The sequence below is a fragment of the Xanthomonas sp. WHRI 7065 genome, from assembly GCF_040203115.2.
Lineage (GTDB): Bacteria > Pseudomonadota > Gammaproteobacteria > Xanthomonadales > Xanthomonadaceae > Xanthomonas > Xanthomonas arboricola.
In genome coordinates this window covers 846277-872429 of sequence record NZ_CP168194.1, presented here as the reverse complement: position 1 = coordinate 872429, position 26153 = coordinate 846277, and the positions used below count along the sequence as shown (strand labels likewise).

Annotated in this window: 19 protein-coding genes; 6 read left to right on the top strand and 13 right to left on the bottom strand. The window is 66.4% G+C overall.

Features of this window, described 5'->3' with window-relative positions; translation table 11 throughout:
• Positions 1–97: 97 nt before the first annotated feature.
• Together ABQY64_RS03710 and ABQY64_RS03705 are read left to right on the top strand one after the other, a co-directional pair.
• A complete protein-coding gene (locus ABQY64_RS03710) occupies positions 98–1030 on the top strand; it encodes a carbohydrate kinase family protein (RefSeq protein ID WP_003482735.1) in 933 nt (310 codons plus the stop codon).
• Positions 1031–1277: 247 nt separating this feature from the next.
• Positions 1278–3251, top strand: coding sequence for a sigma-54-dependent Fis family transcriptional regulator (locus ABQY64_RS03705; protein WP_102583393.1), 1974 nt, complete (start codon positions 1278–1280; stop codon positions 3249–3251).
• 806 nt (positions 3252–4057) lie between these two features.
• On the opposite strand, the gene ABQY64_RS03700 is transcribed toward ABQY64_RS03705, so the two are convergent.
• From ABQY64_RS03700 to ubiE, 11 genes are all read right to left on the bottom strand, one after another.
• The gene (locus ABQY64_RS03700) at positions 4058–6442 is read right to left on the bottom strand and encodes a TonB-dependent receptor domain-containing protein (RefSeq protein WP_349779675.1); all 2385 of its coding nucleotides are present in this window, start codon (positions 6440–6442) and stop codon (positions 4058–4060) included.
• Between the two features lie 11 nt (positions 6443–6453).
• Positions 6454–7560, bottom strand: coding sequence for an S-(hydroxymethyl)glutathione dehydrogenase/class III alcohol dehydrogenase (locus ABQY64_RS03695; protein ID WP_102583391.1), 1107 nt, complete (start codon positions 7558–7560; stop codon positions 6454–6456).
• A 35-nt stretch (positions 7561–7595) separates the two neighbouring features.
• Positions 7596–8657: a beta-propeller fold lactonase family protein gene (locus tag ABQY64_RS03690; RefSeq protein WP_349779676.1), complete on the bottom strand. Its 1062-nt coding sequence runs from the start codon at positions 8655–8657 to the stop codon at positions 7596–7598.
• Positions 8654–9310: a c-type cytochrome gene (locus tag ABQY64_RS03685; RefSeq protein WP_349779677.1), complete on the bottom strand. Its 657-nt coding sequence runs from the start codon at positions 9308–9310 to the stop codon at positions 8654–8656. Before ABQY64_RS03685 ends, ABQY64_RS03690 begins: the two co-directional genes overlap by 4 nt.
• A 25-nt stretch (positions 9311–9335) precedes the next feature.
• On the bottom strand, positions 9336–11096 hold the full coding sequence (locus ABQY64_RS03680; RefSeq protein WP_349779678.1) for a quinoprotein dehydrogenase-associated putative ABC transporter substrate-binding protein: 1761 nt from the start codon (positions 11094–11096) through the stop codon (positions 9336–9338).
• Positions 11093–13111, bottom strand: a complete 2019-nt coding sequence (locus tag ABQY64_RS03675; protein ID WP_349779679.1) for a methanol/ethanol family PQQ-dependent dehydrogenase — start codon at positions 13109–13111, stop codon at positions 11093–11095. Before ABQY64_RS03675 ends, ABQY64_RS03680 begins: the two co-directional genes overlap by 4 nt.
• 622 nt (positions 13112–13733) lie before the next feature.
• On the bottom strand, positions 13734–14357 hold the full coding sequence (locus ABQY64_RS03670; protein WP_016904587.1) for an HAD family hydrolase: 624 nt from the start codon (positions 14355–14357) through the stop codon (positions 13734–13736).
• 139 nt (positions 14358–14496) lie between these two features.
• Positions 14497–15216: a hypothetical protein gene (locus ABQY64_RS03665; RefSeq protein ID WP_054591933.1), complete on the bottom strand. Its 720-nt coding sequence runs from the start codon at positions 15214–15216 to the stop codon at positions 14497–14499.
• A gap of 250 nt (positions 15217–15466) precedes the next feature.
• The gene (locus ABQY64_RS03660; protein WP_349779807.1) at positions 15467–17416 is read right to left on the bottom strand and encodes a M1 family metallopeptidase; all 1950 of its coding nucleotides are present in this window, start codon (positions 17414–17416) and stop codon (positions 15467–15469) included.
• 234 nt (positions 17417–17650) lie between these two features.
• Positions 17651–18541, bottom strand: a complete 891-nt coding sequence (locus ABQY64_RS03655) for a GGDEF domain-containing protein (RefSeq protein WP_024940237.1) — start codon at positions 18539–18541, stop codon at positions 17651–17653.
• 216 nt (positions 18542–18757) lie between these two features.
• Positions 18758–19519 carry a bifunctional demethylmenaquinone methyltransferase/2-methoxy-6-polyprenyl-1,4-benzoquinol methylase UbiE gene (gene ubiE / locus ABQY64_RS03650; protein WP_349779680.1) on the bottom strand — a complete coding sequence of 254 codons (762 nt, stop codon included), beginning with the start codon at positions 19517–19519 and terminating at the stop codon, positions 18758–18760.
• Positions 19520–19606: 87 nt separating this feature from the next.
• Between ubiE and ABQY64_RS03645 the strand changes: the two genes are divergently transcribed.
• Genes ABQY64_RS03645 through ABQY64_RS03630 form a run of 4 tightly spaced genes read left to right on the top strand, consistent with a single transcriptional unit; the run spans position 19607 to position 23320 of the window.
• Entirely contained in the window at positions 19607–21256 is a 1650-nt protein-coding gene (locus ABQY64_RS03645; protein WP_104575254.1) for an MFS transporter, read from the top strand.
• Positions 21253–22341: an HlyD family secretion protein gene (locus ABQY64_RS03640; protein WP_349779681.1), complete on the top strand. Its 1089-nt coding sequence runs from the start codon at positions 21253–21255 to the stop codon at positions 22339–22341. The genes ABQY64_RS03645 and ABQY64_RS03640 overlap by 4 nt, the downstream gene beginning before the upstream one ends.
• A 26-nt stretch (positions 22342–22367) precedes the next feature.
• Positions 22368–22868 carry a GNAT family N-acetyltransferase gene (locus ABQY64_RS03635; protein ID WP_126965497.1) on the top strand — a complete coding sequence of 167 codons (501 nt, stop codon included), beginning with the start codon at positions 22368–22370 and terminating at the stop codon, positions 22866–22868.
• Entirely contained in the window at positions 22865–23320 is a 456-nt protein-coding gene (locus tag ABQY64_RS03630) for a nucleoside deaminase (protein ID WP_016903626.1), read from the top strand. Before ABQY64_RS03635 ends, ABQY64_RS03630 begins: the two co-directional genes overlap by 4 nt.
• A gap of 593 nt (positions 23321–23913) precedes the next feature.
• Here the strand turns inward: ABQY64_RS03630 and hslU are convergent.
• Positions 23914–25281, bottom strand: a complete 1368-nt coding sequence (hslU, locus tag ABQY64_RS03625; protein ID WP_104561868.1) for an ATP-dependent protease ATPase subunit HslU — start codon at positions 25279–25281, stop codon at positions 23914–23916.
• Between the two features lie 109 nt (positions 25282–25390).
• Positions 25391–25942 (bottom strand): ATP-dependent protease subunit HslV, encoded by a 552-nt coding sequence (gene hslV, locus ABQY64_RS03620; RefSeq protein ID WP_005997221.1) that lies wholly within the window; start codon positions 25940–25942, stop codon positions 25391–25393.
• Positions 25943–26153: the final 211 nt, after the last annotated feature.

The following is a 26153-nucleotide window of genomic DNA, read 5'->3' as shown; positions in this document are numbered from 1 at the left end:
CGGTCGCAGCCGTTACCCTTTGCGCCGCGGCGCGCGCGCCGTCCCGCTGCCATGCCCGGCAACTGGCGGGTATTTCCCAACGCAAAGGCCTGACTCGATGTCCGCACTGATCTGTGGTTCCCTCGCCTACGACACCATCATGGTGTTTCCGGACCAGTTCAAGAACCACATCCTGCCGGACAAGGTGCACATCCTGAATGTGTCGTTCCTGGTCCCGCGCATGCGCCGCGAGTTCGGCGGTTGCGCCGGCAATATCGCCTACAACCTGCATCTGCTCGGCGGCGCGCCGATCCCGATGGGCACCGTGGGCCAGGACTTCGGCCCCTATCGCGAACATTTCGAAACGCTGGGGATCGACCTGTCGCGGGTGAAGATCATCGACGACCTGTTCACCCCGCAGGCCTTCATCACCACCGACCACGACAACAACCAGATCACCGCCTTCCATCCGGGCGCGATGATGCGCAGCTACGAAAACCACGTGAAGGATGTGCCGGGCGTGACCCTGGGCCTGGTCGGCCCGGACGGGCGCGAGGGCATGATCCAGAATGCGGAAGAGTTCGCTGCCGCCGGCATTCCCTTCATCTTCGATCCCGGCCAGGCGATGCCCTTGTTCAACGGCCCGGAACTGCGCCAGTTCATCGAGCAGGCCCAGTACGTGGTGGTCAACGACTACGAATCCAACCTGCTGCAGGAACGCACCGGCTGGGACGAGAAGGACATCGTCTCGCGCGTGCAGGCCTACATCACCACGCAGGGCCCAAAGGGCGCGCTGGTGCATACGCCGGAAAAGACCTACGACATCCCGCCGGCACACGAGCGCCGCGTGGTCGACCCGACCGGCTGCGGCGACGCCTTCCGCGCCGGCCTGATCTACGGCATCCAGGGCGGCTACGACTGGCTGACGATCGGGCGGATGGGCAACCTGATGGGCGCGCTGAAGGTGGAGCACCCCGGCACGCAGAACCAGCGGTTCGACTTTGCCGAGTTCAACGACCAGTTCAAGCAGCAGTTCGGCTACGCGCTCTAACGCGCACCGCCGCCGATCAGCGCTGTGCCCTTCCCCCCTCGGGAGAAGGTGCCCCGCAGGGGCGGATGAGGGAACGGGCGAAGCCACGTGCATGTGAACAGCACAACGCTTCGCACCGTCCCCTCACCCCAACCCCTCTCCCGCAGGAGAGGGGCGCGTCGGCACCGCAATTGCTGCAATGCAGTTTGAGCATCAGCCCGATCTGTGCCTCTACTGACGTTTCGCGCCCACTGAGGAACGCTGGCCCATGTCCGAGCCAAGCGTTGTCGCCGCCACGTCCATCGCCCTGCCGGAGATCGAACCGGATGCGCTCCGGCAGATCCGCCGGTTGCGCGACATTGCGCCGCTTGCCGCACCACTGTCGCGCTCGTGGCGACGCTGCCTGGACGATTACGCGTTGTTGCCCGAGGCAGCCCCCGAACCGCTGGTGCACGATGCGCTGCACGTGCGCGAGCGCCAGCAACGTCTGGGCGATGTGCTGCGCATTGCCAAGGTGGAGATGGAAAACCTCTACGAGCAGATCGCCGGCAGCGGCTACGCCGTGATCTTTGCCGACGCCGAGGCGACCGTGCTGCACAGCGTGCACGACCCCACCCTGCTGCGTGAATTCCGCCAGGCCGGTCTGTTCTGCGGCGCCAGCTGGGCCGAGTGTCACCAGGGCACCAACGGCCTGGGCACCTGCGCGGCCGAGCGCACCGCAGTCAGCGTGCACCGCGGCGAACATTACCTGACCCGCCATCTGCCGCTGTCGTGCAGCGGCGCGCCGATCCTGGACCCGCATGGCGGTCTGCTGGCGGTGCTGGATGCGTCCACTCCCAATGCCCAGGACGGCAAGCAGATCCAGCGCCACACCGTGGCCCTGGTGAGCATGTCGGCGGCGCAGATCTCGCGCTCGCATTTCCTCAACCAGTTCGGCCATGCCTTCATCCTGCGCTTCCATAGCCGGCCAGAGTTCGCCGGCCTGCTGCACGAGGCACTGATCGCGATCGATACCGATGGCCGCGTGCTGGCAGTCAACGAGGCGGTGCTGGAACAACTGGGCAAGATCGATCGCAGCCAGTTGGTGGGCCGCAACATCGCGCAGGTGATGCAGCTGGATTTCGACACCCTCGAGCATCGCGCCGGCAGCGATGCCGGCACCTTGTGGTCGATCCGCTGCGCCTGCCACGGGCGGCGGTTCTACGCACTGGTGCGCCCGCCGCGCGCGCGCACTGCGCTGCCGGCGGTGGGCGGGCCGGCGCAGCTGGCACCGGATACCGAGCTGCAACCCGGTGAGCATGTCGGCTCGGATTCGCGCATGCGCCACAACCTGGCCAATGCGTTGAAGCTGGCTGCGCATCGCGTGTCGATTCTGCTGCGCGGCGACACCGGTACCGGCAAGGAGGAATTTGCCAAGGCAGTGCACCGCGGTTCGCCGTGGGCCGGCGGCGCGTTCGTGGCGATCAACTGCGCGGCGATTCCCGAGGCATTGATCGAGAGCGAATTGTTCGGATATGCGCGCGGTGCGTTCACCGATGCCGCGCGCGAAGGCCGCCATGGCAAATTGCTGCAGGCCAGCGGCGGCACCCTGTTTCTGGATGAAATCGGCGACATGCCGCTGCCCTTGCAGAGCCGCCTGCTACGCGTGCTGGAAGAACAATGCGTCACCCCGCTGGGCAGCGAACGTGCGGTACCGCTGGAGCTGCACGTGATCAGCGCCAGCCATCGAGATCTGGCGCAGCGGGTGGCGGCCGGCGAGTTTCGTGAGGATTTGTATTACCGGCTCAATGGCGTGGTGCTGCACCTGCCACCGCTGCGCGAGCGCAGCGACAAGGCCGAGTTGATCCGCACGCTGCTGCGCGAGGAAAACAGCGAGCACAGCGTGCGCATCAGCGAAGAAGCGATGCACAAACTGCTGAGCTACGCATGGCCGGGCAACCTGCGCCAGTTGCGTAATGTGCTGCGCACGGCGGCGGTATTGTGCAGCGACGGGGTGATCCGCCTACCCAACCTGCCGCAGGAAATCGTCGATGCCGGCAGCGCACCGTGCCTGGTCGATGGCCGCGCGGTGGCCGCCGACGACATGCCCGGCCGCGTCGCACTCGACCAGGCCGAACGCCTGGTGCTGCAGCAACAACTCGAACGCCACCGCTGGAATGTCAGCCGCACCGCCGATGCCCTGGGCATCAGTCGCAATACGCTGTATCGCAAGCTGCGCAAGCATGGCCTGGATACCGGGTGATTGAGGGGCGGGGATTTGGGATTCGGAATTGGGGAATTGAGGGGCAGGGATTCGGGATTCGGAATTGGGGATTCGTTAGAGCCCATACTGGTTCTTGGCGCTGGTATTTGGAGCGATTTATCAAGAGCACTTCTTGACCATCAGGTGGGTGCTGCTGTTGTTTGGTGCGGCATGCACCACTTGTGGATGCCGCGATTGTGGAGCGGATGATCTGGAGCTTGGTTGCAGGGCCCTTGCCCGCCCACCATCGCAGGACACGCCGCAAGTACGTCCTTGTAGGCTCTTACGCGGCATCCATGCCGCGTAAGGTCCCGCGACGGTGGGCGGGCAAGGGCCAGTCGAGATGGTCGGTGTGCATGGTTTTAAACAAGGCAACCAATCAACTGTCTGGTGCGGTGTCCTCACCGCTTGCGGGACCGTGTAGCGGCATGGGTGCCGCCACCGAGCCCCCAGGGACGGGTTTACGGCGTGTCCCGCGAGCGGTGAGGGCGCCGCGCGCTCGACCGACTCGGCTCTTGATCTAAGCTTCCGAGTAACCATCAACTGTCTGCTGCAGTGTCTTCGTTCTTCAATGACGTCACCAGCCAACTCTCTGGTGCGGTGGCCTCACCGATTGCGGGACCGTGTGGCGGCATGGATGCCGCCACCGAGCCCCCAGGGACGGGTTTACGGCGTGTCCCGCGAGCGGTGAGGGCACCGCGCCCTCCACCAGCGCAGCTCGGCACCATCCAGATAACGCTGCGGGCGACTGGCGATTGCACCTTGCGCCTTGCGAATCCCTAATCTCCAATCCCGAATCCCCAGCCTCATAACGCCCAGCGTATGCCGATCAGATACTGCCGCGGCACGCCCGGCGCGAGAAACCTTGCCGGGCCGGTTTCCACCGGCGCATCCTGTGGGCGCGCGAGTTCGCCATCGGGGAACACGTCTTCGGCCACGGCCGCGTAGGTCGCGTAGCGGCGGTTGAAGACGTTGTCGATGCGGGCGAACAGCGACAGCCGCGCGCCCAGTTGCCAACGCGCCTGCAGATCCACCAGCGCGTAGCCGGCGGTGCCGATGTCGATGCGCTCGGGTGCGGGCTCGCCGTCGTCGGCATTGTCGACCTGGCCATCCTCGTTGCCGCTGGCCACGCGCCCGGACACCGCACGCACCCCAGCGCCCAGGGTCAGCGCATCGTGCTGCCATTCCACGCCGAGCTTGAGGTTGTGGCGCGGCAATGCGGCGATGCTCAGGCCTGGCCGCAAGGCGATCACGCGCTCGCCGGACAGCAGTTCGCCATCGCTGCGATAGGTCGCATCCAGAAAGCTGTAGCCGGCCGACCATTGCCAGTCGCCGCTGCGCAGGCGCAGCGCCAGATCCGCGCCCTGGTAGCGGGTGCGGCCGACGTTGTCGAAGTAACCCAGCTGGGTGTCCGGTGCGCGCAGGAACAGGATGTCGTCGCGATTGTCGGCGCGGTAAACCGACAGGCTGGCGTTGCTGTTGGCCGACGGTGCCCAGCGCGCGCCGAGCTCGTACGTGCGCGAGACGATCTGCTCCAGGCGCGGGTCGGCCTGCAGGCCGGTCGGCAAGCGGCATGGCTGGGTGGGATCGGCGCAACCCAGTTCGATCGCGGTCGGTGCGCGGCTGTTTTGCGCCACCGAGCCGTACAACGTCAGCCCCGAATCGAGCCGATGGGTCAACCCTAACGATGGATTGGCCTTGGCATAGACGAAGCGCTCGCGTGGGCGGTCGCCGTCCTCGGCAGTGGAGAGGATGTTGTCCACCACCACATGATTCCAGCGCACTGCGGCACTGAGATGGGTGGCAGCGTCCAGCGCCCAGGTGTCGGCGACGAACACGCCCAGCGTCTTGGTGCTGCCGCGCACGCCGGAAAAGAACGCGCGCTCGGCATCCGGATCGGTAGCGACCGAGCGGTCCGGTTGCACCCAGCCGTCGCGGGCGAATTGCTGATAGCGCACGTGACCACGATCAAAGGTGACGCCGGTGCTGAGCGCATGCGCACCCCACTGACTGCTCAGGTTGACTGCCAGGCCTTGCGCCTCCTGGCGCATCTGGGTGGTGTTGAGCGCGCCGGTGGGCAATGCATCGGCATCGGCGCGCGCGACATCGCAATCGGCATCCAGCGCGCTGCCGTCGGCGGCGTAGCCGGAGGCGCATTCTTCGACAAATTCTTCGTAGTCCTCGCCGATATCGCCATTGACGGTGTCGCGGCGGCCCACGCGCGCGTAGGCCAGTGCATGCAATGCGGTGTCCGCAGTGAAACGATGGTCCAGTTGCGCGGTGAACAGCGTATTGCGATTGCGGGTGAGATCGGGCGAGGTGTACACCGCGCGGCGGTCGGCGCGATACAGGCCGGGTTCGGGGCCATCGTCGGTGTAGCGCGTACCCGGCAGCAGGCCATTGCCGATCAGGCGGCTGCGCCCATGCAGCACCGACAGGCTCCAGTCGGTCTGCTCGCCCTGCTTGCCGACCTTGCCGAACACGGTGCCCAGGCGGCCCTCGGAGGCATCGCGCCAGCCGTTCTCGTCGAAACCGGTGACCGCGACAAAGCCATGCCAGCCGTCCTGACTGGCGAGACCGTAACTGGCATCCAGTCGCTTGCGCGCACCGCTGCCGACGCTCAGCTCGCCCTGCAACCCCGGCGAGGTGAGGCCCGACGCAGTGGATAGCACCACCGCGCCGCCGAGCGTGTTCGGCCCGAACAAGGGATTGGAACCGGGCATCAGGGTCACCGCGTTGATTGCCGACTCGGGCAGCATGTCCCAGCTGACGATGTCGGCGAACGGTTCGTTGAAACGCACGCCATCCAGATACACCGACACGCCTTGCGAGGCGCCGGGCAAGGCGGAGGCACGAAACCCGTGGAAGGTAAGATCGTTCTGGAACGCGCTGCCCTGCACATCGTTGCCATCCACGCCGACGAAGCGCCGCTGCAGCAGATCGCCGAGGTTGTTGCTGCGCGCGCGCGACAGCTCGCTGTTGGTGGCCGATTGCACCATGTACGGCAGTTGCGCCGCATCGATGGTGGTGCCGGGAATCGGCGTGGCGGTGACCTCGATGCGGTCCAGCCAGGTCACCTGCGGCGCCTCGGCCGCCACTGCCAGCGCGCTGCTTGCGAGCAAGGCGCTGGCGCAGGCGCCTGCCAGTGCGTGATGGTGCAACGTCGCTGTGCTGCGTGTGCCTGCTGCCATCTGCGTCTCCCTCAATAGAGCACGATCGATTTGATGCCGCGCGCCGCACGCAAGTCCGCCAGCGCCTGATTGATGTCATCCAGCGCCAGCGTGCGGGTGATCAACGGCGCCAGCCGGATGTCGCCGTGCAGATAGCGCGCGACATAGCCGGGCAATTCGCTGCGCCCTTTCACTCCGCCGAAGGCGCTGCCGCGCCACACCCGCCCGGTCACCAGTTGAAACGGGCGCGTGCTGATTTCCTGCGCGTCGTCGGCCACGCCGAGGATGACGCTTTCGCCCCAGCCCTTGTGGCAGCACTCCAGCGCCGCGCGCATCGCGCCGACATCGCCCACGCATTCGAAGCTGTGGTCGGCGCCGCCATCGGTGAGGTCCACGATCACCTGCTGGATTGGTGCGCCGTAGTCGCGCGGATCCAGGCAGTCGGTGGCGCCCAACGCGCGCGCCAGCGCGAACTTGGCCGGGTCGATATCCACCGCGATGATGCGCCCGGCCTGCGCCAGCACCGCGCCCTGTACCACCGACAAGCCGATGCCGCCCAGGCCGAACACCGCCACGCAGTCGCCGGGCCGCACATGCGTGCTGTTGAGCACCGCACCGACGCCGGTGGTGACCGTGCAGCCGAGCAGGCAGACCTGATCCAGCGCTGCCTCCGGCTGGATCCGCGCGACCGCGATTTCCGGCACCACGGTGTATTCGGAGAACGTGCTGGTGCCCATGTGGTGCAGGATCGGCTGGCCGTGCAACGAGAACCGGCTGCTGCCATCGGGCATCAGCCCGCGCTCCTGGCTGCTGCGAATCGCCTGGCACAGGTTGGTGCGGCCGGAGCGGCAGAACTTGCACACGCCGCATTCGGGCATGTACAGCGGGATGACGTGATCGCCGGGCTGCACGCTGGTGACGCCGATACCGACCGCCTCGACGATGCCGGCCCCTTCCTGCCCCAGGATCACCGGGAAGCTGCTTGCTTGCCCGTGCGCCAATGCATGCGCATCGCCATGGCAGATCCCGGTGGCGACCAGGCGCACCAGCACCTCGCCGGGCCGCGGCGGCTGCAGGTCCACCTCTTCGATGGTCAGCGGCTGGTGCGGACCCCATGCCACCGCAGCGCGTGTCTTCATCCGGCCTCCCTGGCGCGCTGCGGCATGCCCGCCGCTCAGCGCGCGATGACCACGCCCCACGGCAGTTCGCCGACGGGGATCTGTTTGATCTCGCGCAACGCGACGGTGTCGATCACGCTGACCGTGTTCGAGCGCCCGTTGGCGACATACAGCTTGTCGCCGGCCGGGGTCAGTGCCGGATTCCACGGCCGCAGCCCCACCGCAATCTCGGCGAGACTGCGCGCAGTGTTGGTGTCGATCACGCTGAGCGTGCCGGCACCACCGTTGGACGCATACAGCCGCGTGCCGTCGGCCGACAACGCCACGCCTGCCGTGCGCACGCCGGCCGGCAGGCTGGCGCGGCGTTGGCGCGTCTGCAGGTCGATCACGTCGACCACGTTGGCGGTTTCCTGCGCGATGTAGACGCTGTGCCCGTCGGGCGCGAACGCCATGCCGCGCGGATGGCCGCTGGTGGCGACCACGCCGCGCGAGCGACCGGTGGCCAGCTCGATCATATCCATGTCGTTGGAGCCCTCGTTGCTGGTGAGCAACCACTGCCCATCCGGCGTGTAGGCGCAGTGTTCGGGCGCCTGCCCGCGCGTGGCGATCACCTGTTGCACGCTGAACTGCGCCGCATCGATCAACATCACCTGGTTCTGGCCTTCCACGCACACCGCAAACTGCTTGCCGTCCGGCGACAGCGCAATGCCCTCGGCGTTCTCGCCGATCGCCACGCTGCGCAGCACCGTGTCCTTGTCGGTGTCGAGTTCGATCAGGCGGTGATGCTCGGCATCGATCAGGTACAGATGCCCCTGCGGGCCCGGCAATACCTGCTGCAGGCGCTTGCCCAGTTGCCCCTGCGCACTGAGCGTACGCACCACCGTGTCGGTGTGCGTATCGATCACCGACACCGTGCCGCTGCGCTGGTTGGGCACATAGGCAAATACCGGCGGCGTTGCGGGTACCGGTGCTGCGGCGGGCGTTGCAGGCGTCGCTGTCGCCGGCGCCGCGCTGGACGCCGGCGGCTCGGCATCGCGCCGGCAACCGGCCAAGGCCAGCAGCGCGACCAGCGCAGTTGCTGCAAGGATGCACTGCCAACCGGTTGGCGCTGGCCTCATTGCGCCTTGCCCGCGGTCTTGTTGATCGAATGGATGAAGGCGAGCAGTTTTTCGGTGTCGCCCGGCTTGAGCACCGGCGCGAACGGCGGCATCTGCCCGACCACCTTTTCATGCCCGACCCGCGTCTTGCCGTGGGTGATCATCGCGGCAGTGCCCTCGCTGATCAGCGTACGCAAGGTGTCGTCGTCGCTGCCATACACCCAGATGTCGTTGGTCAACGGCGGGCACATGCCGCCGCCACCGGTGCCGCCATGGCAGGCATTGCAGCCGGCAGAGAAATAGATCTTCTTGCCCTCGGCGATCAGCTCGGGCGTGACCTTGACCTCCGGCCCCTTCGGGATCGGCACCACGGTGGCCGGCGCTGCAGGCGGCTTGGCCGGATCCGGCGCAGGCCCGGCGGCCGGGTTGGGCACCGCGGCGCTCGCCGCTGCAGGCGCAGGCGCGGCGGTGCCGGTAGCCGGCGCCGGCGGGCTGGCAGCCGGTGCGGTGGCCGCCTCAGGCGCGGGCGCGGGCGGCGGTGCGTCCTTGCCGCAGGCGGCCAGCACGACGCTGAGCATCACCGCGCACAGCGGTGCGCGCATGGAACGATCGAAACAACCCACGGTGGACTTGCGCATGAACGAACCTTTCTGATCGGAGGGAGCACCGCGCACCCCGTGCGCGCGGCGGGTGACACAGTCATTGCTGGGAGGGGCGCCTGGCCTCGGTGAGCAGCGTGGCCAGCGCGCTGTCGCCGCGCGCCTGCGCTAATGCAGCGGCGGTCTTGCCGTCGCGATTGCGTGTGGCAGGGTCGGCGCCGGCCGCCAGCAGGCGCTTGGCCACCGCGTCGCGCCCAGCCGCGGCGGCCAGCATCAATGCGGTGACGCCGGCCTGGTTGGCGTGGCCGACGTCGGCACCGCCTGCCAGCACCGCATCGAGCATCGCCGGGTCGTCGCGCGCCACCGCAAACATCACCGGCGTAAAACCGGTGGCATTGGCACGCCGCACATTCGCGCCCGCCTTGAGCAAGGCCTGCACCACGCCCACATCGGCGTAGGACACCGCCAGGTCCAGCGCGCTCCAGCCATCGCTGGAAACGGTGTCCACCGGCGCGCGCTTGCCGAGCAACCTGGCCACGCTATCGGCATCGTTGGCCCAGGCCGCCTTCATCAAGGCGGTCCAGCCGCTGCCATCGCGCGCATCCAGGCGTGCGCCAGCATCGAGCAACAGGCCGACCAGATCCGGTTCCTGGTTGCGGATGGCCTGATGCAACGGCGGCTCGCCGAGCAGGTTGGGACGGTTGGCATCGGCGCCATGCCGCAACAGCCATGCCGTACGCACCGCGTCGCCGGCATCCAGCGCATGCGCCAGTTCCTGGTTCGGGTCGGCACCGTCGGCGATGCGCAGTTGCAGCTGCGCCAGCTCCTGCGAGGACGCAGCCGGGCTTGGCGCCTTGGACACCGGCGTCGGCGTCGCATACGGCCCGTGCGCGGCCAGATCGCCGGCCACCACGCAGTCGCCACAGCGCACCAGCGGCACGTGATAGCTGCGCAGGATCTCGGCGATCTTTGCTGAACTCTGTTGCATGGCCGTGTTCAAGGCATCGCGCAGGTCCGCGTTCTTGCGCGACACCGCCCACGCCATCGAATACTCCAGCACCGCATCGTCGATGGTATTGAGCGGCACCATGCCCAGGCCGCTGCGTTGCGCGTAGTAACCGGCCACCGGGCCCCAGGATTCGGCCGCATCCAATTCATTGGCGGCGACACGCTCGACCAGCTTGCCGGGATGTTCTTCCGGCGCGGTGGCCGAGTCGTAGAACAGGTATTGCACCTGGCCGCTGATGCCGTGCTCGTATAACGCCTGACGTGCGGGCGAGCTCTGGAACACGCCCAGCCGCAGTTTTTTCAGCGCCGGATCGTCCAGCGATGTCGGCACCAGATCCAGGCCCTTGCGCGTCACCAGCACATAGGCCGAGCGATACAGCGGGCGCGTGGTCAGGCCCTGCTCGAAATCGCTGTTGAGGTCCATCAACACATCGCAGCGGCCGGCAGTGATCGTGCTGCGTGCCAGCCCGCGTTGGTAATAGGTGCGCCACTCGTATTCCAGGCGCCGGCCCATGGCCTCGGCCACGACCTGCGCAATCTTGTTCTGGAAGCCCTCGCCAGCCTTGTTGGACAGCGGCATGTTGCCTGGGTCGGCGCAGACCCGCAGCACACGCGGATCGGGCGTTGGCGGTGGAGCACTGGCCGTGGCCGGTGCCGCAATGGAGGCCGCCGTGGCGGGCGCCGCAGCGGAAGCAGAAGCGCGAGCCGTCGGTGAGGACGGCTCGCGGGTGCAGCCTGCGGCGACGAGTCCGAGGCTGCAAAGCACCAGCAACCGACACAGCTGCCGGTGCATGCCACGTGCACCGGCAGCGAACTGCCGGTGCGCGCGTCCAACGCCTTGCGTGGAACTCATCGTGCGGTCTTCGCTGCGGTGTTGGCGGTGCCGCCGCCTGCAGCCGCCGTGGCGGTGGCGCTGGCGGTCACGGTCTTGCCGGCGCCATCGATCCGGAAGGTATGCACCATGCCGCCGAGCGGGATCTTGTCGAAGCCGGCACCAAATGCCAGACCGGCTGCGCCCAGCGCGCCATACGGATCGGACGGATCCAGACCTGCGGCCACCGGCAAACCGATCCAGCCACCGATGCCGGAGAACACCGCCACGTACTGGTGCCCATTGGCCTTGTAGGCGATCGGGTTGCCGATGATGCCGGAGGGCAGTTTCATCTCCCACAGCTTCTTGCCGGTGTCCTTGTCCACCGCACGGAACCAGCCATCCAGCGTGCCGTAGAACACCAGCCCGCCGTCGGTGACCAGGGTGCCGCTCCACACCGGGAACTTCTCCTTGATCTCCCACTTGGACTTGCCTTCCACCACGTCGAAGGCCTTGACGATGCCCAGTGCACCCGGCTCGTTGGGCTTCATCATCACGTTGGCGAACACGTAGGGCAGGCCCATCATGGTGTTGCCGCGTTCCTGCGGTTCCAGCTCCATATGCCAGTTGTTGGTGCCGCAGAAGAACACTGCCGCATTGGCCGGATCCACCGAGCACGGCTGCTGATCCTTGCCGCCCATCGCCGAGGGGAAGGCCTGCACCTTCTTGCCCCGCTCCAGCGGCGAATGCGCGGCCACCTTGACCGGGCGACCGGTCTTCATGTCGATGCGTTCGGCCCAGTTGGCCGGCACGAACTTGTGTGCACGCAGCAAGGTGCCATCGCGGCGATCGAGCACGTAGGCAAAGCCGTTGCGGTCGAACTGCACCACCGATGGCACCTGTTTGCCGTCGATGGTCAGGTCCACCAGGATCGGCTCGTTGATGCCGTCGTAGTCCCACTGGTCGAACGGCGTCTTCTGGTAGCCCCACACCGCTTCGCCGGTATCGATCTTGCGCGCGAACAGGGTCATCGACCACTTGTTGTCATGCTCGCCGTTGTTGCATTCCTCCTGCGAGGTCTTGCCGCAGCGATACGACGGGCTCCACAGGCCGGGATTGCCGGTGCCGTAATACAGAAGCTTCAACTTCGGGTCGTAGCTATACCAGCCCCAGGCCGCACCACCGCCACGCTTCCATTCGTCATTGGGAAAGGTCTTGACGCCAAGATCGCCGAGCTGGCCATGCTGCGGATTGGCCTTGTTGAAATCCGCACCCAGGCAGATCGATTTGTCGGTACCGGCCGCATCGCACGACCACGCCTGCTTGCCATCGGCCAGGTTGTAGGCAGCGACACGCCCAAGCACGCCGAACTCATTGCCGCTGATGCCGGCCACCACTTTGCCGTCGGCGATGATCGGCGCCATGGTGATGGTTTCGCCCTTGTCCGGGTGTGCGAGTTTCTGCTTCCACACTTCCTTGCCGGTCTTGGCATCGAGTGCGATCACATCGCCGCTCAGGCTGCCGAACACCAGCTTGCCATCGGCATAGGAGGCGCCGCGGTTGACCGTATCGCAGCACGCCACCGCCACCGAGCGTTCGTCCTGCTGCGGGGTGTACTTCCACAACACCTTGCCGCCGTCCTCCTGCGCTGCCAGGTCGATGGCGAATACGTTGTTCGGATACGCGCTGACCATGTACATGACGCTGCCGATCACCAGCGGCTGGCCCTCGTGGCCGCGCGTGGCATCGGTCTTCATTTCCCACGACATCTTCAGGTTCTTGACGTTGTCGCGATTGATCTCGGCCAGCGGGCTGTGCCGGGTGAGCGCGAAGTCGCGCCCGATGCCGCCCCAGTTATCCGGGTTGCTGGCATTGGTAGTGAACTCGCTGTCGGTATCGACCACGGCGGCGGCCGCCGGCGCGGCGGGTTTGGCGGCCGGTGCGGGCGTTGTCGTCGTTTCCGTGGCGGCGTCTTTCTTGCAGCCGGCCAACGCGGCGCTCAGCGCAAGCATGAGCAGCACACTGCTGCGCAGGCTGCGACAGGAAGATTGGTGCATATGCGTCTACCCCTCTCGATTGAACAACCAGTCGGTTGAAACATCCCGCAGCGCAGGCGTTGCACCCGCCAGTTGCACCGCGGACGTCGGAAACGTCGAGAGGGAAAGAGCAAACGCCATGCCAGCGCACTGGTGCGACGCACCATGTTGGAGCAGCAGGGTTTGATGTGATGGCAGTCGCTTGCGCAAGGCGCACTGTCACGGTTCTGGCACAGTTTGCGCCGGGCGTGCTGTGACATGGATGGTGCAGCGGGGGTGGGACTGCCTGTCGGTCAGTGCTGCGCACCTTGCACGCTTGAAGCGACATAGCTTGCTGTGGCTTGCGCAAGGCAACACCTCACCGAAGGCCAGCTACGTCGTCGAACGGGGTGCTGCCGCGTTTCCCTTCTCCCATCGGCAGAAGGTGCCCGAAGGGCGGATGAGGGTACGGCGCAGACAGCCGTGTGCTGTCCGGCTTGCTGATGACGCGTTGCAAGATTCAGCAGCGTCCACGCCCCTTCGAGCGCATGTCACTTCCAATGCGATGACGGTGTCCTGATCGTCATCGTCATCCAACAACACGCGGCCAGCCACGCATCGCACTCCATGCTTCGCGCGCCTGGCCTACTCGCCAAAGCTCACGCTAGCGGTTCCACTGCGCCAGCAACTGCGTGCAATCCTGCAATCGCCAGTCGGCAAGGCCGGGCCATGGATCGCCGGGTGTGTTGACCAGCACGGTGCAGGCACCGACTGCACGGCCGCAGGCCAGGTCGTTGTGGTGATCGCCGACCATGACCAGTGCTGTGCCCTCCACCGCCCAGCGTTGCGCAAAATACTGCAGGCCATCGGGTGCGGGTTTGGGGGCGGCCTCATCGCGGCCGACGATGTCGTCCCAGGCGAATGCATCGTGCAGGCCGATCGCCTGCAATGTCACCTGCGCTAATGCGCGCGCATTGCGGGTGAGCATGCCGAGCCGGCATCCGGCTGTCTGCAACGCACGCACCAGCGCCACTGCACCGGGTGCGGGCTGCGCGGCCTGTGCGAGTTCACGCTCGTGCTCAAGCAACCAGGCGTGTTTGGCTGCGGCCTGCTCGGCCGGCAGTGATGCCAGGTGGTGCAGGATGTCCGCCTCGGGCGGGATCTCCAACGCGCGTCGGATCAACGCGAAATCGTGCACCGCTTCGGTCAGCGTGCCGTCCATGTCGAACACCCAATGGCGGTAACCGGACAACGCGGGCGAGATCTGTGTGATGGCCATGGCGTCCATACGTGAGGAGACTCCAGAGATGGTGGCAACACCGCAAGCCGTCAGGGAACGCACATCGCGCACTTACCCGAATGGACCGGCACCTCATGCCGATGCCGTACGCCGACTGCGCAGCTGGTGCCGTGCAAGGGCGGTGCGCCTACTTCCAGCCCGGCATCTGGGTGGTGTCCAGGCCACCCACTTCGAACTCTGCCGTGCGCGTGCCGCCGGCTTTCACCGGGAACGCGATGCTGATGCGCTTGGCATTGCGCACCAGCTTCCACAGCGCCTTGTCGTCGTCGATGAACATCGCGATCGCTTCATCGGTGTCGGGGCGGTGCGCGGCCATCGGGCGTGCTGCGCCACCATCGGCCGAGACCTGCACCTTGCAGCCGCCATAGCAATTGAAGTCGCCGGCCTTGAGCACGAGATAGCTGTGACGCTTCCACTGCGGGTGATCGCGGAACACCAGGCTCACCGGCTTGGGGCCGCTGCCGTCGACATCCACGCGGCTCTTGGCATCGATCATCGCCGAGCGCTGCGTGCCGCCCTTGGCCGGCACCTGCGAGTACTGCCACAACGCCTGCATGCGGCGCAGTTCGCGCGCCTGGTCGCCCTTGGCCTTGATGTCGGCATAGCCGGGTTCGATGCGTGTGGCTGCCGCAGTGCCGGCGTAGCCTTCCAGCAGTGCGGCGCCATGCGCACGCGCCATGTCCCAGTTACCGGCCGTCACCGCCTCGTCGTATTGCTTGGCGAGTGCGTCGGCCTGCTGTTGCTTGGCTTGCGCCTGCGCGCTTGCCTGCGCCTGACGCTGCGCCTCGCGGTCGGTACAGCCACTCACTGCAGCGACGCACAAGGCCGCGCTCAGCAGATACTTCATCGTCGACTCCGGAAGGCATGAAAGGCAGCGGCAACGATACCAGCCTGCCCGCGACAGCCGCGATCAGACTGCGGCACGCCGTAGGAGCGCACCAGGGCGCGATGGAGCATTCCCGGTAACGCCACGTCGCGCCCGGGTGCGCTCCTACGACCACGATTGCCAGGCACGATGCTAGAAACGACACGGTGCTGCCTGCACGATGCAGCAAGGAAAGCGGCGGGAGGGCGTCGGCAACGCCCTCCCGCTGCCATTACGGCTGCGCCGGCGGTGCCGCCTTGGCCTTGGCGATCATCTCGGCCACCGATGCGGTGGTGATCGGGTGGTAGCTGGGCTTGGCCTTTTCGAAGGCCTGCTCGGCGAAGGCGATGCCGTCCGGGGTCTTCAACAACTCGGCGTAGATCGGCAGTACCAGCTTGCGGCGGCCGACGCGTTCGATGAACTCGCCTGCAGCGGGGCGCGCATCGGTGTAACCGCTGCGGATCGCCAGCGGATACCAGCGCATGGCGATTTCGCCGTTCGGGGTGCCGGTGAAATGATAGGCCTCATCCAGCTGCTTGAGCTGCTCGGGCTTGAGCGTGGCGCCCATGCCGCTGAGGAAGTGCACCCATTCCTGCGTGCCCCATTCGCCGGTGACCTGCTTGCTCGGCAGCGTGCCGCTGCCGCTCCAGGCGATGCGCGCGGTGTCTACGATCGAGAAGCTGCGCGAGCGTGCCTTGGCGGCGAAGGCCGGGATGCCCGGCTGCTTCAACCACGCATCCACCTCAGCCGCGCTGACCGTGTTGGGATGCTTGTCCAGCAGGTTCTTGTTGAGGTAATCGACGAACTGGTCGGTGGTGGCGCTCTGGAACGCATGATCGTCGAACCAGCCGCGCAGGAACGGGTCGAACACCTCGCGGCCGAAGCGCTGCTCCAGGAACTGCAGGAACCACGCGCCCTTGACGTAGGCCACCTGGCTCAGGGCTTCGTCGGGGTCGCGCTCGGCCAGCGGCGGCAGCGCCAGCGCCTGGTCGGCCGGCGCCATGCCCTTCACTTCGGCCAGCAGGTCGCCCTGGTCGATCTCGCGCTCCATCTCGGCCATCTCCGCGCCATACAGCGCCTCGGTGATGCGGGCCTGCACGTAGGTGGTGAAGCCTTCGTTGAGCCAGATGTCCTTCCAGCTGGCATTGGTCACCAGGTTGCCCGACCAGCTATGCGCCAGTTCGTGCGCGACCAGCGAGACCAGCGACTTGTCGCCGACGATCACGGTGGGCGTGGCGAAGGTCAGGCGCGGATTCTCCATGCCGCCGAACGGGAACGACGGCGGCAGCACCAGCATGTCGTAACGGCCCCAGCGATACGGGCCATACAGTTTTTCGGCCGCACCGATCATCTTTTCGGTGTCTTCGAATTCCTTGGCGGCCTTGTCGGCCATGGCCGGCTCGGCCCACACGCCCGAGCGCGCGGAAATCGGCTTGAACACCACGTCGCCGGCGGCGATCGCCAGCAGATAGGACGGAATCGGCTCGGGCATCTTGAAGCTGTAGTCGCCGTCGCGCGCGGCCTTGGGGTCGTTGTCGGCGCTCATCAGCACCATCACGTCCGGGCGCGAGGTCACATGCGCGCTGTAGGTGAAGCGCACGCTCGGGGTGTCCTGCAACGGCACCCAGCTGCGCGCGTGGATCGCCTGCGACTGGCTGAACATGAAAGGCAACTGCTTGCCTTCGGTCATCGACGGCTCCAGCCACTGCAGGCCGGAGGCAGTCGGCGCGGTGTGATAGGTGATCACGACCTTGGCCGGCTGATTCGGCGCCTCGATGGTGAGCTTGCTGCCGAAGGTCTTGTCGGCCGGCGCCAGCGCGAACTGCAGCGGCGACAGCGTGCCCTTGCCGTCGTCGGCCTGCACCTGCGCAATGCTCAGCTCGCGCGTGTCCAGCACCAGCTGCTTGGCGGCCTTGTCCTTCCATTCCAGCGTGTAGGTGGCGGTGCCGCCGATCTGCTTGGCGTCGAAATCCAGCTTCAGGTCCAGCGCCAGATCCTTGATGACCACCAGCTGCGGCTGGGCGTAGGAGCTTTCGTCGTGGTTGCGGGCGTCTGCTTTCACGGGGGCCTTGGCAGTGGTGGCCGGCGCGGCGGTGCTGGCGGCCGGCGGCGTGGACTCGTTGGAACAGCCGGCCAGTGCGATGGACACGGCCAGGGACAGCGACAGGAACGGGAAGCGCATCGACGGCACCGCAGCGAGGGAATTGGGCATTTTAACGCCCCGGGCGGTTGCCTGCCCGTGCGGCCGATGGCGAACACGCCGGCCGCTCAACCCGCGCCGGCTGGGGACACCGTGGATGTCGCTGGCGCATCGGCGCGAACCTTACACAGCAACCGCAGTGGTGGCGTGACGCGTGCCGCCCGTGCGCAGCGTGCACCCACCTGCGGCGCGGCCGCCAGGTGATTGCCGGATCGCCTAGACCACCGGATGGCTGCGCGGGCTGTCATGCCCGTCGCGCACCAGACGCCGGCCGCCGGAGAACTTGGCGCGATACATCGCCGCATCGGCGCGGCGATACAGCTCGGTGGCATCCAGGCCACGCTCGCACACCGCGCTGCCGGCGCTCACATGCAGCGGCGCCTCGTCGGCATCCTCGCGTTCGAGCATCGACAGCCATTGATTGAGCTTGAGCGTGGCGTCGTCCTCGCTGGCATGGACGCCGATCAGGAATTCGTCGCCGCCCCAGCGCCCGATCCAGTCCTGCGCGCCCAGCCAGCCATAGGCCGATTCCACCAGCCTTACCAGCACGCGATCGCCGGCCAGATGGCCGAAGCGGTCGTTGATCGGCTTGAGGTTGTCCATATCCAGCACGAACAGCACGAAGGGCCAGCCTTCGCGCTGCGCGGCGGTGACCGAATCGCGCATCGCCTGTTCGCAGCCGCGCCGGTTCAAGGCCTCGGTCAGCGGGTCGAACAAGGCGTGCTTCTTCAGATCGCGCATGCCGGCATCGATGCCGCGCAGGCTGCGATTGATTCCGCGCAGCAGCCGCCCCAGCTCGTCGTCGCCATGTTCGGGCAGGCTGGGCAGACGTTGATCGGCGTAATACGCATCCAGTGCGTCGGCGGCAATGCGCAGCGGTGCGAGCAGGCGATACAGGGCCGACAGGGTCGCCGCGGTGCCAGCCAGCGTGGCCAGCAGCGCCACGATCACCACCGACCACAGCGGGCGCCCGCTCAACTCGCTTTGCGCGGCCAGCCAGGCGATCAACAACAGCAACGGCAGGTGGATGCCGACAAAGGTCACCGCCAGCAGCTTGGCGCTGAAGGAGCGGGGAAACACGCGCGACAACCCTGCGTACAAGCGCATCCACGTCTCCGGCAAAAGAGCGCCTAGTGTCGCCGACCATTTGTGGAGCCGACGCGACGGGAGTCTCAAAAGTTTGTCGGCAAACGCACCTGCGCACAGTGCAATCGTGCGGCAAGCGAACACGAGCATGGCCTGCTCGTGCAATGCCGATGCACGGTGTCCGGCGCATGCTACGCGCCGGACCGGACACTCAGATCACGCTGCGTCGGAACCGGGTCAGATCTTGTAGCCGGAGTGAATCGCCACGATGCCGCCGGTCAGGTTCTTGTAATGGCAACGCGCAAATCCGGCCTCGCCCATCATGCCCTTGAGCGATTCCTGCGGCGGGTGCTTGCGGATGCTTTCTGCCAGGTACTGGTAGCTGTCGGCATCGCGTGCGAACAGCTGGCCCAGCCTGGGCAGGATCTTGAACGAATGGAAGTCGTAGATCGGCTTGAACCAGTCGTCGGTGACCTCGGAAAACTCCAGCACGCGCGCCTGCCCGCCCACCTTCAACACGCGGTACATCTCGCGCAGCGCGGCGTCCTTGTCGGTGACATTGCGCAGGCCGAAGGAAATGGTCACCAGATCGAAGCTCTGATCCGGGAACGGCAGCGCCTCGGCATTGCATTGCACGTAATCGAAGCCGGCCACCAGGCCGCGGTTGGTCAGCCGGTCACGGCCAACCGACAGCATGCCGGCGTTGATGTCGCCCAGCACCACCGCGCCTTCGTTTCCGACGCGCTCCTTGAGCAGCACGGCGATGTCGCCGGTACCGCCGGCCAGGTCCAGCACACGGTCGCCCGGCTTCACCTGCGCGGTCGCCACGAAGTAGCGTTTCCATGCGCGGTGCACGCCCAGACTCATCAGATCGTTCATCAGGTCGTAGTTGCGCGCGACCGAGGTGAACACTTCGCCGACCAGCTTCTGCTTGTCCTTGGCAGCGACGTCGCGGAAGCCGAAATGGGTGGTACCGGAGGTATAGGGGGATTCGCTCATGGGCGGATTATCGCACTGCTGACGCCGCCATGACCGCAACCGGACCACAATCGCTGCCTTCCCTGCGACCGGCCCTGCGAGCCCTTCGTGCACGACAAGTACGTCCAGCGCGACTGGCAGCCCCACGAGAAGCCCACCCTGCCCGGGTCGGCCTCCACCCCCCTGCACTCCACCCGGCGGCGCATCCAGTACGGGCTGGTGGGCGTGGTGGTGGCGCTGACCGGCGGGCTGAGCAATGCGCTGGTCACCGCCAACCTGACCTATCTGCAGGGCACGCTGGGCGCCTACGCCACCGAAATGGCCTGGCTGCCGGCCGCCTACGTGATGACCAACATGTCGGCCAACCTGCTGCTGGTGAAGTTCCGCCAGCAGTTCGGGCTGCGGCGCTTCACCGAGATCTTCCTGGCGCTGTATGCGGTCATCGCCTTCGCGCATCTGTTTGTGCACAGCCTGAGCTCGGCGATCACCGTGCGTGCCGCGCACGGATTGGTGGGCGCCGCGCTCAGCTCGCTGGGGCTGTATTACGTGATCCAGGCGTTCCCGGCCAAATACCGGCTCAAGGCGGTGGTGACCGGGCTGGGGGTGACCCAGCTGGCGTTGCCATTGGCGCGGGTGTTCTCCACCGATCTGCTGGAATTTGCGCAGTGGCAGGGCCTGTACCTGTTCGAACTGGGCCTGGCGGTGTTCGCGCTGGCCTGCGTGCTGGCGCTCAAGCTGCCGCCCAGCGACCGCTATCGGGTGTTCGAGCCGCTGGATTTCCTCACCTTCAGCCTGTTTGCGGCCGGTTCGGCCGGGCTGGCGGCGGTGCTGTCGCTGGGGCGGCTGCTGTGGTGGACCAGCACGCCGTGGCTGGGCGTGGTGCTGGCGGCCTCCATCGTGCTGCTGTGCACGGCGGCGTGGATCGAGCACAACCGCCGCAACCCGATGATCAACACGCGCTGGCTGGCCAGCGGCGACATGCTGCGGCTGGGCCTGGCGATCCTGCTGATCCGGCTGGTGCTGTCCGAGCAGAGCACCGGCGCGATCGGCTTCTTCCAAACCCTGGGGCTGGCCAACACGCAGCTGCAGACCCTGTTCGCGCTGATGTTGCTGGGCGCAGTGGTCGGCGTGGCCGCCAGCGCGTGGCTGATCAATCCGGCGCGGGTGGCCGAGCATCTGATCATTGCAGTGGCGGCGATCTGCATCGGCTGTTTCATGGATGCTGACGCCACCAGCCTCACCCGTCCGGAGCAGATGTACGTCAGCCAGTTCCTGCTCGCCTTTGGCAGCACCTTCTTCATCGGCCCGGCGATGGTGGCCGGGCTGGGCCGGGTCATCGCGCAGCCGGGCAACCTGATCAGCTTCATCGTGCTGTTCGGCATGGCACAGAACATGGGTGGCCTGCTCGGCAGCGCGCTGCTCGGCACCGTGCAGGTCGTGCGCGAGAAATACCATTCCAGCCAACTGGTCGAACATCTGGCATTGACCGACCCGCAAGTGGCCGCGCGCGTGCAGGCCTATGCCGCGCTGTACGGCCGCAGCATCGGCGACCCGGCGCTGCGCCAGGCCCAGGGCGTGCGCGCCCTGGGCAGCGTGGCCACGCGCGAAGCCAATGTGCTCGCCTATAACGACGTGTTCCTGTTGATCGGCTGCATCGCCATCGCTACCGGGCTGTGGATCCTGTCCGTGCTGGTGTGGCGGCGCTATCTGCGCCCACCCGCTTCGTCCCCCTCTCCTGCTTCCACCGCGCGCCCATGAATACACCTGCAGCTTCAACCTCTCCTGCCGATCTGCAACGTCGCAGGCGCCGCCGCATCGGTGGCGTGATCGGCTTCGGCGGGCTTGCGCTCATCGGCGTATTGCTGGTGCTGTATGCATGGCGCCTGCCGCCGTTCGTCAGCGCCGTCGAGCGCACCGAGAACGCAATGGTGCATGGCCAGATCACGGTGATCGCGCCGCAGGTCAGCGGCTATGTCACCGAGGTGCCGGTGCAGGACTTCGCCCACGTCAAACACGGCCAGTTGCTGGCCAGGATCGATGACCGCATCTATGCCCAGCAGCTCGAACAGGCCAGGGCGCAGCTGCAGACCGCGCAGGCCAACCTGTCCAATTGGGACCAGCAGCGGCATAGCGCCGATGCCACCATCGCCGAACAACGCGCCGCACTGAGCAGCAATCAGGCCCAGCGCGACCGCACCCGCTCGGCGTATGCGCGCGCGCAGCAGCTGGCCGAGCAGAAACTGGTGTCCGAACAGGATCGCGACACCGCCTTCGCCGCACGCGCGCAGGCCGATGCCGGCGTGGCGCAGGCGCGCGCCGCCGTGCAGGCCGCCGAGGAGAACGCACGCAGCGTCACCGTCAATCGCGCCGCGCTGGAAGCGGCGGTGGCCAACGCGCAGGCGGCCGTGCAACTGGCGCAGATCAATCTGGACAACACGCGCATCCTTGCCCCGCGCAATGGCCAGCTCGGCCAGCTCGGCGTACGCCAGGGCGCCTACGTCACCAATGGCACGCAGCTGATGTCGCTGGTGCCCGACACGTTGTGGATCGTGGCCAATTTCAAGGAAACCCAGATGGCCAAGATCCGCATCGGGCAGCGTGCCAGCTTGACCGTGGATGCGCTGGACAATGCGCGCCTGCACGGCCGTGTGCAGGAAATCTCTCCGGCCGCCGGCTCGGAATTCAGCGTGCTGCCGGCCGACAACGCCACCGGTAACTTCGTCAAGATCGCCCAGCGCATTCCGCTGCGCATCAGCGTCGATCCGGACCAGGCGCTGGCACCGCGGCTGCGCCCGGGCATGTCGGTGGTGGTGGCGATCGACACCGACAGCGCGGTCGACTGACGCGACGCAGCCGCTATCATGCAGTGATGTCGTCCCTGTCCCCACCCTCACTGCACTGGCAGTGCCTGCGCTTCGACCAACTAAGCACCACGCAGTTGTACGCGCTGCTGCGGCTGCGCTCGGATGTGTTCGTGGTGGAGCAGCAGTGCGCGTATCCGGAGCTGGATGGCAAGGACAGCCTGCCGGGTGTGCTGCATCTGCTCGGCAGCACCGACGACGGTGCGTTGGCCGCCTATCTGCGCGTGCTACCGCCCGGTGTGAGTTACCCCGAGCCGAGCATCGGCCGGGTAGTGATTGCCGCCACGCAGCGCGGCCACGGCTTCGCACACGCATTACTGCAGGAAGGCTTGCGGCTGGTGCACCGGCAGTGGCCCGCCAGCGCCGTGCAACTCGGCGCGCAGGCGCACCTGCAGGCGTTCTACGCCGCACACGGTTTCACGCCCTCGTCCGCACCGTATCTGGAAGACGGCATTCCCCACATCGACATGCTGCGTCGCGCCGACGCCGCCACCCAGGAGCCTGCATGATTACCACCCCCGACTACCGCGCACTGCTCGATACCGCCATTGCCGAAGCCCGCCAGGGCCTGGCCGAAGGCGGCATTCCGATCGGCGCGGCGCTGTACCACAACGACGGACGTCTGCTCGGTTGCGGCCACAACCGGCGCGTGCAGGAAAACGATCCCTCCGTACATGGCGAAACCGATGCCTTCCGCAAGGCCGGCCGGCAGCGTCGCTACAAGGACACCATCATGGTCACCACGCTGGCGCCGTGCTGGTACTGCAGCGGGCTGGTGCGCCAGTTCAATATCGGCACCGTGGTGGTCGGCGAGTCGGTCACCTTCCAGGGCGGCGTGTCCTGGCTGCGCGAGCACGGCGTCACTGTCATCGACCTGCAGAGCCAGGAATGCATCGACCTGCTGGGCGGCTATATCTCGGCCAACCCCGACGTGTGGAACGAGGATATCGGCGAGGACTGAGCGGTTTGGGTGCAGCGGTTTGGCTGCAGAGCGGTTGATCTGCGGCTTGGCTGCGAGGCCCTTGCCCGCCCACCCTCGCAGGACACGCCGCAAGTACGTCCATGTAGGCTCTTACGTGGCATCCATGCCGCGTAAGGTCCCGCGACGGTGGGCGGGCAAGGACCATCGGAGATGGTCGGTGTGCATGTACAAGCAGCGCACTACGCACGTTGTTCGAAATCAGCTTGTTCAATACTGATGAGTGGGCGCAACGTCCCAACGCACGTCGGATGACAAGCAGCTTTTATGCGGGCGCCGACCAACGTCAGGTGCGGTGCCCTCACCGATTGCGGGACCCTGGGCGGCATGGATGCCGCCAAGGAGCCTCCACGGACGGATTCACGGCGTGTCCCGCGAGCGGTGAGGACACCGCGCCCTCGACCGACTCAGCGTTTGACTGCATCCGGGAGGACGCGGCTAGCAACGCCGCCGTCCTCACCGCCAGGCGAGCGCTGTCAAAATCGGAATCGGCATGTCCAACGCGTACGCGCCGGTTCCGGTTGCGTCCACACCGATCTGATGACCGTTGGCACCTGCACGCAGGTGAGCTGCGATCAGAGGATATAGCGGCTCAGGTCAGGGTCCTGCACCAGTTCGCCGAGCTGCGCATCGACATAGGCCGCATCGACCGTGACGCTCTGGCCGTCGCGATCCGGCGCCTCATAACTCAGCACATCGAGCAGGCGCTCCAGCACCGTGTGCAGGCGGCGCGCACCGATGTTCTCCTGCCGCTCGTTGACCTGCGCGGCAATCTCGGCCAGGCGCTCCACCGCATCGGCGCCGAAGGTCAGGCGCACGCCCTCGGTCTGCAGCAGGGCTTCGTACTGCTTGATCAACGCCGCCTTTGGCTCGGTGAGGATGCGCACGAAATCGGCCTTGGTCAGCGCGGTCAATTCGACACGGATCGGGAAACGGCCCTGCAATTCGGGAATCAGATCGCTGGGCTTGGCCAGATGGAACGCGCCGGAGGCGATGAACAGGATATGGTCGGTCTTGACCGTGCCGTACTTGGTCGACACGTTGGAGCCTTCCACCAGCGGCAGCAGATCGCGCTGCACGCCCTCGCGACTGACATCGCCGCCGTTGGAGCCGGCTTCGCCACGCTTGGCGACCTTGTCGATCTCATCGATGAACACGATGCCGTGCTGCTCGCAGGCTTCGATTGCCGCGGCACGTACGTCGTCTTCGTTGACCAGCTTGCCGGCTTCTTCTTCGATCAGCAGCGGGCGCGCGGCCTTGATGGTGAGCTTGCGCTTCTGCGACTTGCCACTGCCCAGGTTGGAAAACATCTGCCGCAGCTGCTGGCCCATTTCTTCCATGCCCGGCGGGGTCATGATGTCCATGCTGGCGTTGACCGCCACTTCCAGCTCGATCTCGCGCTCGTCCAGCTCGCCGTTGCGCAGCATGCGGCGGAACTTGATGCGGGTGTCGTTGTCCTGCGACGAGGGTTCGTTGCGCGCCGCTTCCGGATCGAACCCAATCCCGGCCGCGCGGCGTGGCAGCAGCGCATCCAGGAGGCGGTCTTCGGCGCGTTCTTCGGCCTGGTTGCGCACGCGCACCTTGGCCTGTTCGCGATACAGCTTGACCGAGGTGTCGGCCAGGTCGCGAATGATCTGTTCCACATCCTTGCCGACATAGCCGACTTCGGTAAAGCGCGTGGCTTCCACCTTGACGAACGGCGCATTGGCCAAGGTGGCCAGACGCCGCGCGATCTCGGTCTTGCCGACGCCGGTGGGGCCGATCATCAGGATGTTCTTGGGCATCACCTCGTTGCGCAGCTCTTCGGGCAGCTGCATGCGGCGCCAGCGATTACGCAGCGCGATGGCAACCGCACGCTTGGCATCGTGCTGGCCAACGATATGACGGTCGAGCTCCTGCACGATTTCGCGCGGAGTCATGGTTGAAGTATCGGAATTTGGCATTGGGGAATCGAGAATGGGGAAAGGGGACTCGCAAGCGCGAAATCAAGAGCCTATGTCGTCGGAGTGGAACCGAAACCGCTGTTGCGATTCCCGATTCCCCACTCCCGATTCACAGCTCTTCGACCACCACATTGCGATTGGTATAAATGCAGATATCACCGGCGATGTTGATCGCTTCGGTGGCGATGGTCTTAGCATCGAGCTCGGTGTGCGCCAGCAGCGCGCGGGCAGCCGACAGGGCGTACGAACCGCCCGAACCGATGGCGATGATGCCGTCTTCCGGTTCGATCACATCGCCGGTCCCGCTGATGATCAACGAGGTTTCCTTGTCGGCGACCGCAAGCAGCGCTTCGAGCTTGCCCAGGCGGCGCTCGGTGCGCCAATCCTTGGCCAGCTCCACGGCGGCACGGGTCAGTTGCCCATGCTTGTCGAGCTTGGCTTCGAACAGCTCGAACAGCGTGAACGCATCGGCGGCGGCGCCGGCAAAACCGGCCAGCACCTGACCCTCGCGGCCGAGCCGGCGCACCTTGCGCGCATTGCCCTTCATGACGGTGTGGCCGAGGGTGACCTGGCCATCGCCGGCAACGGCGACATGCCCACCACGCCGAACCGAGATGATGGTGGTGGCGTGAACGATGTTGGGGTTCTGGCTGGGGTCCATGGGTCCTCCGGGGGTTTCCAATGAGGTGGGGACGCACCTGCCGGGTTCAAGCATGCTGCGCGCATGTGGCGCGGGCGGCTGATGCAGCGCGCTCAGACGGCAGACAGCATGCGTGTGTGCTACCGGCACGCAGGCATTGAGCACCTGCACACGAGAACGATTGGGAGCATGTTGTGCGCTTGGGATGAACTGGGTGATCGTCGCCGGCGCG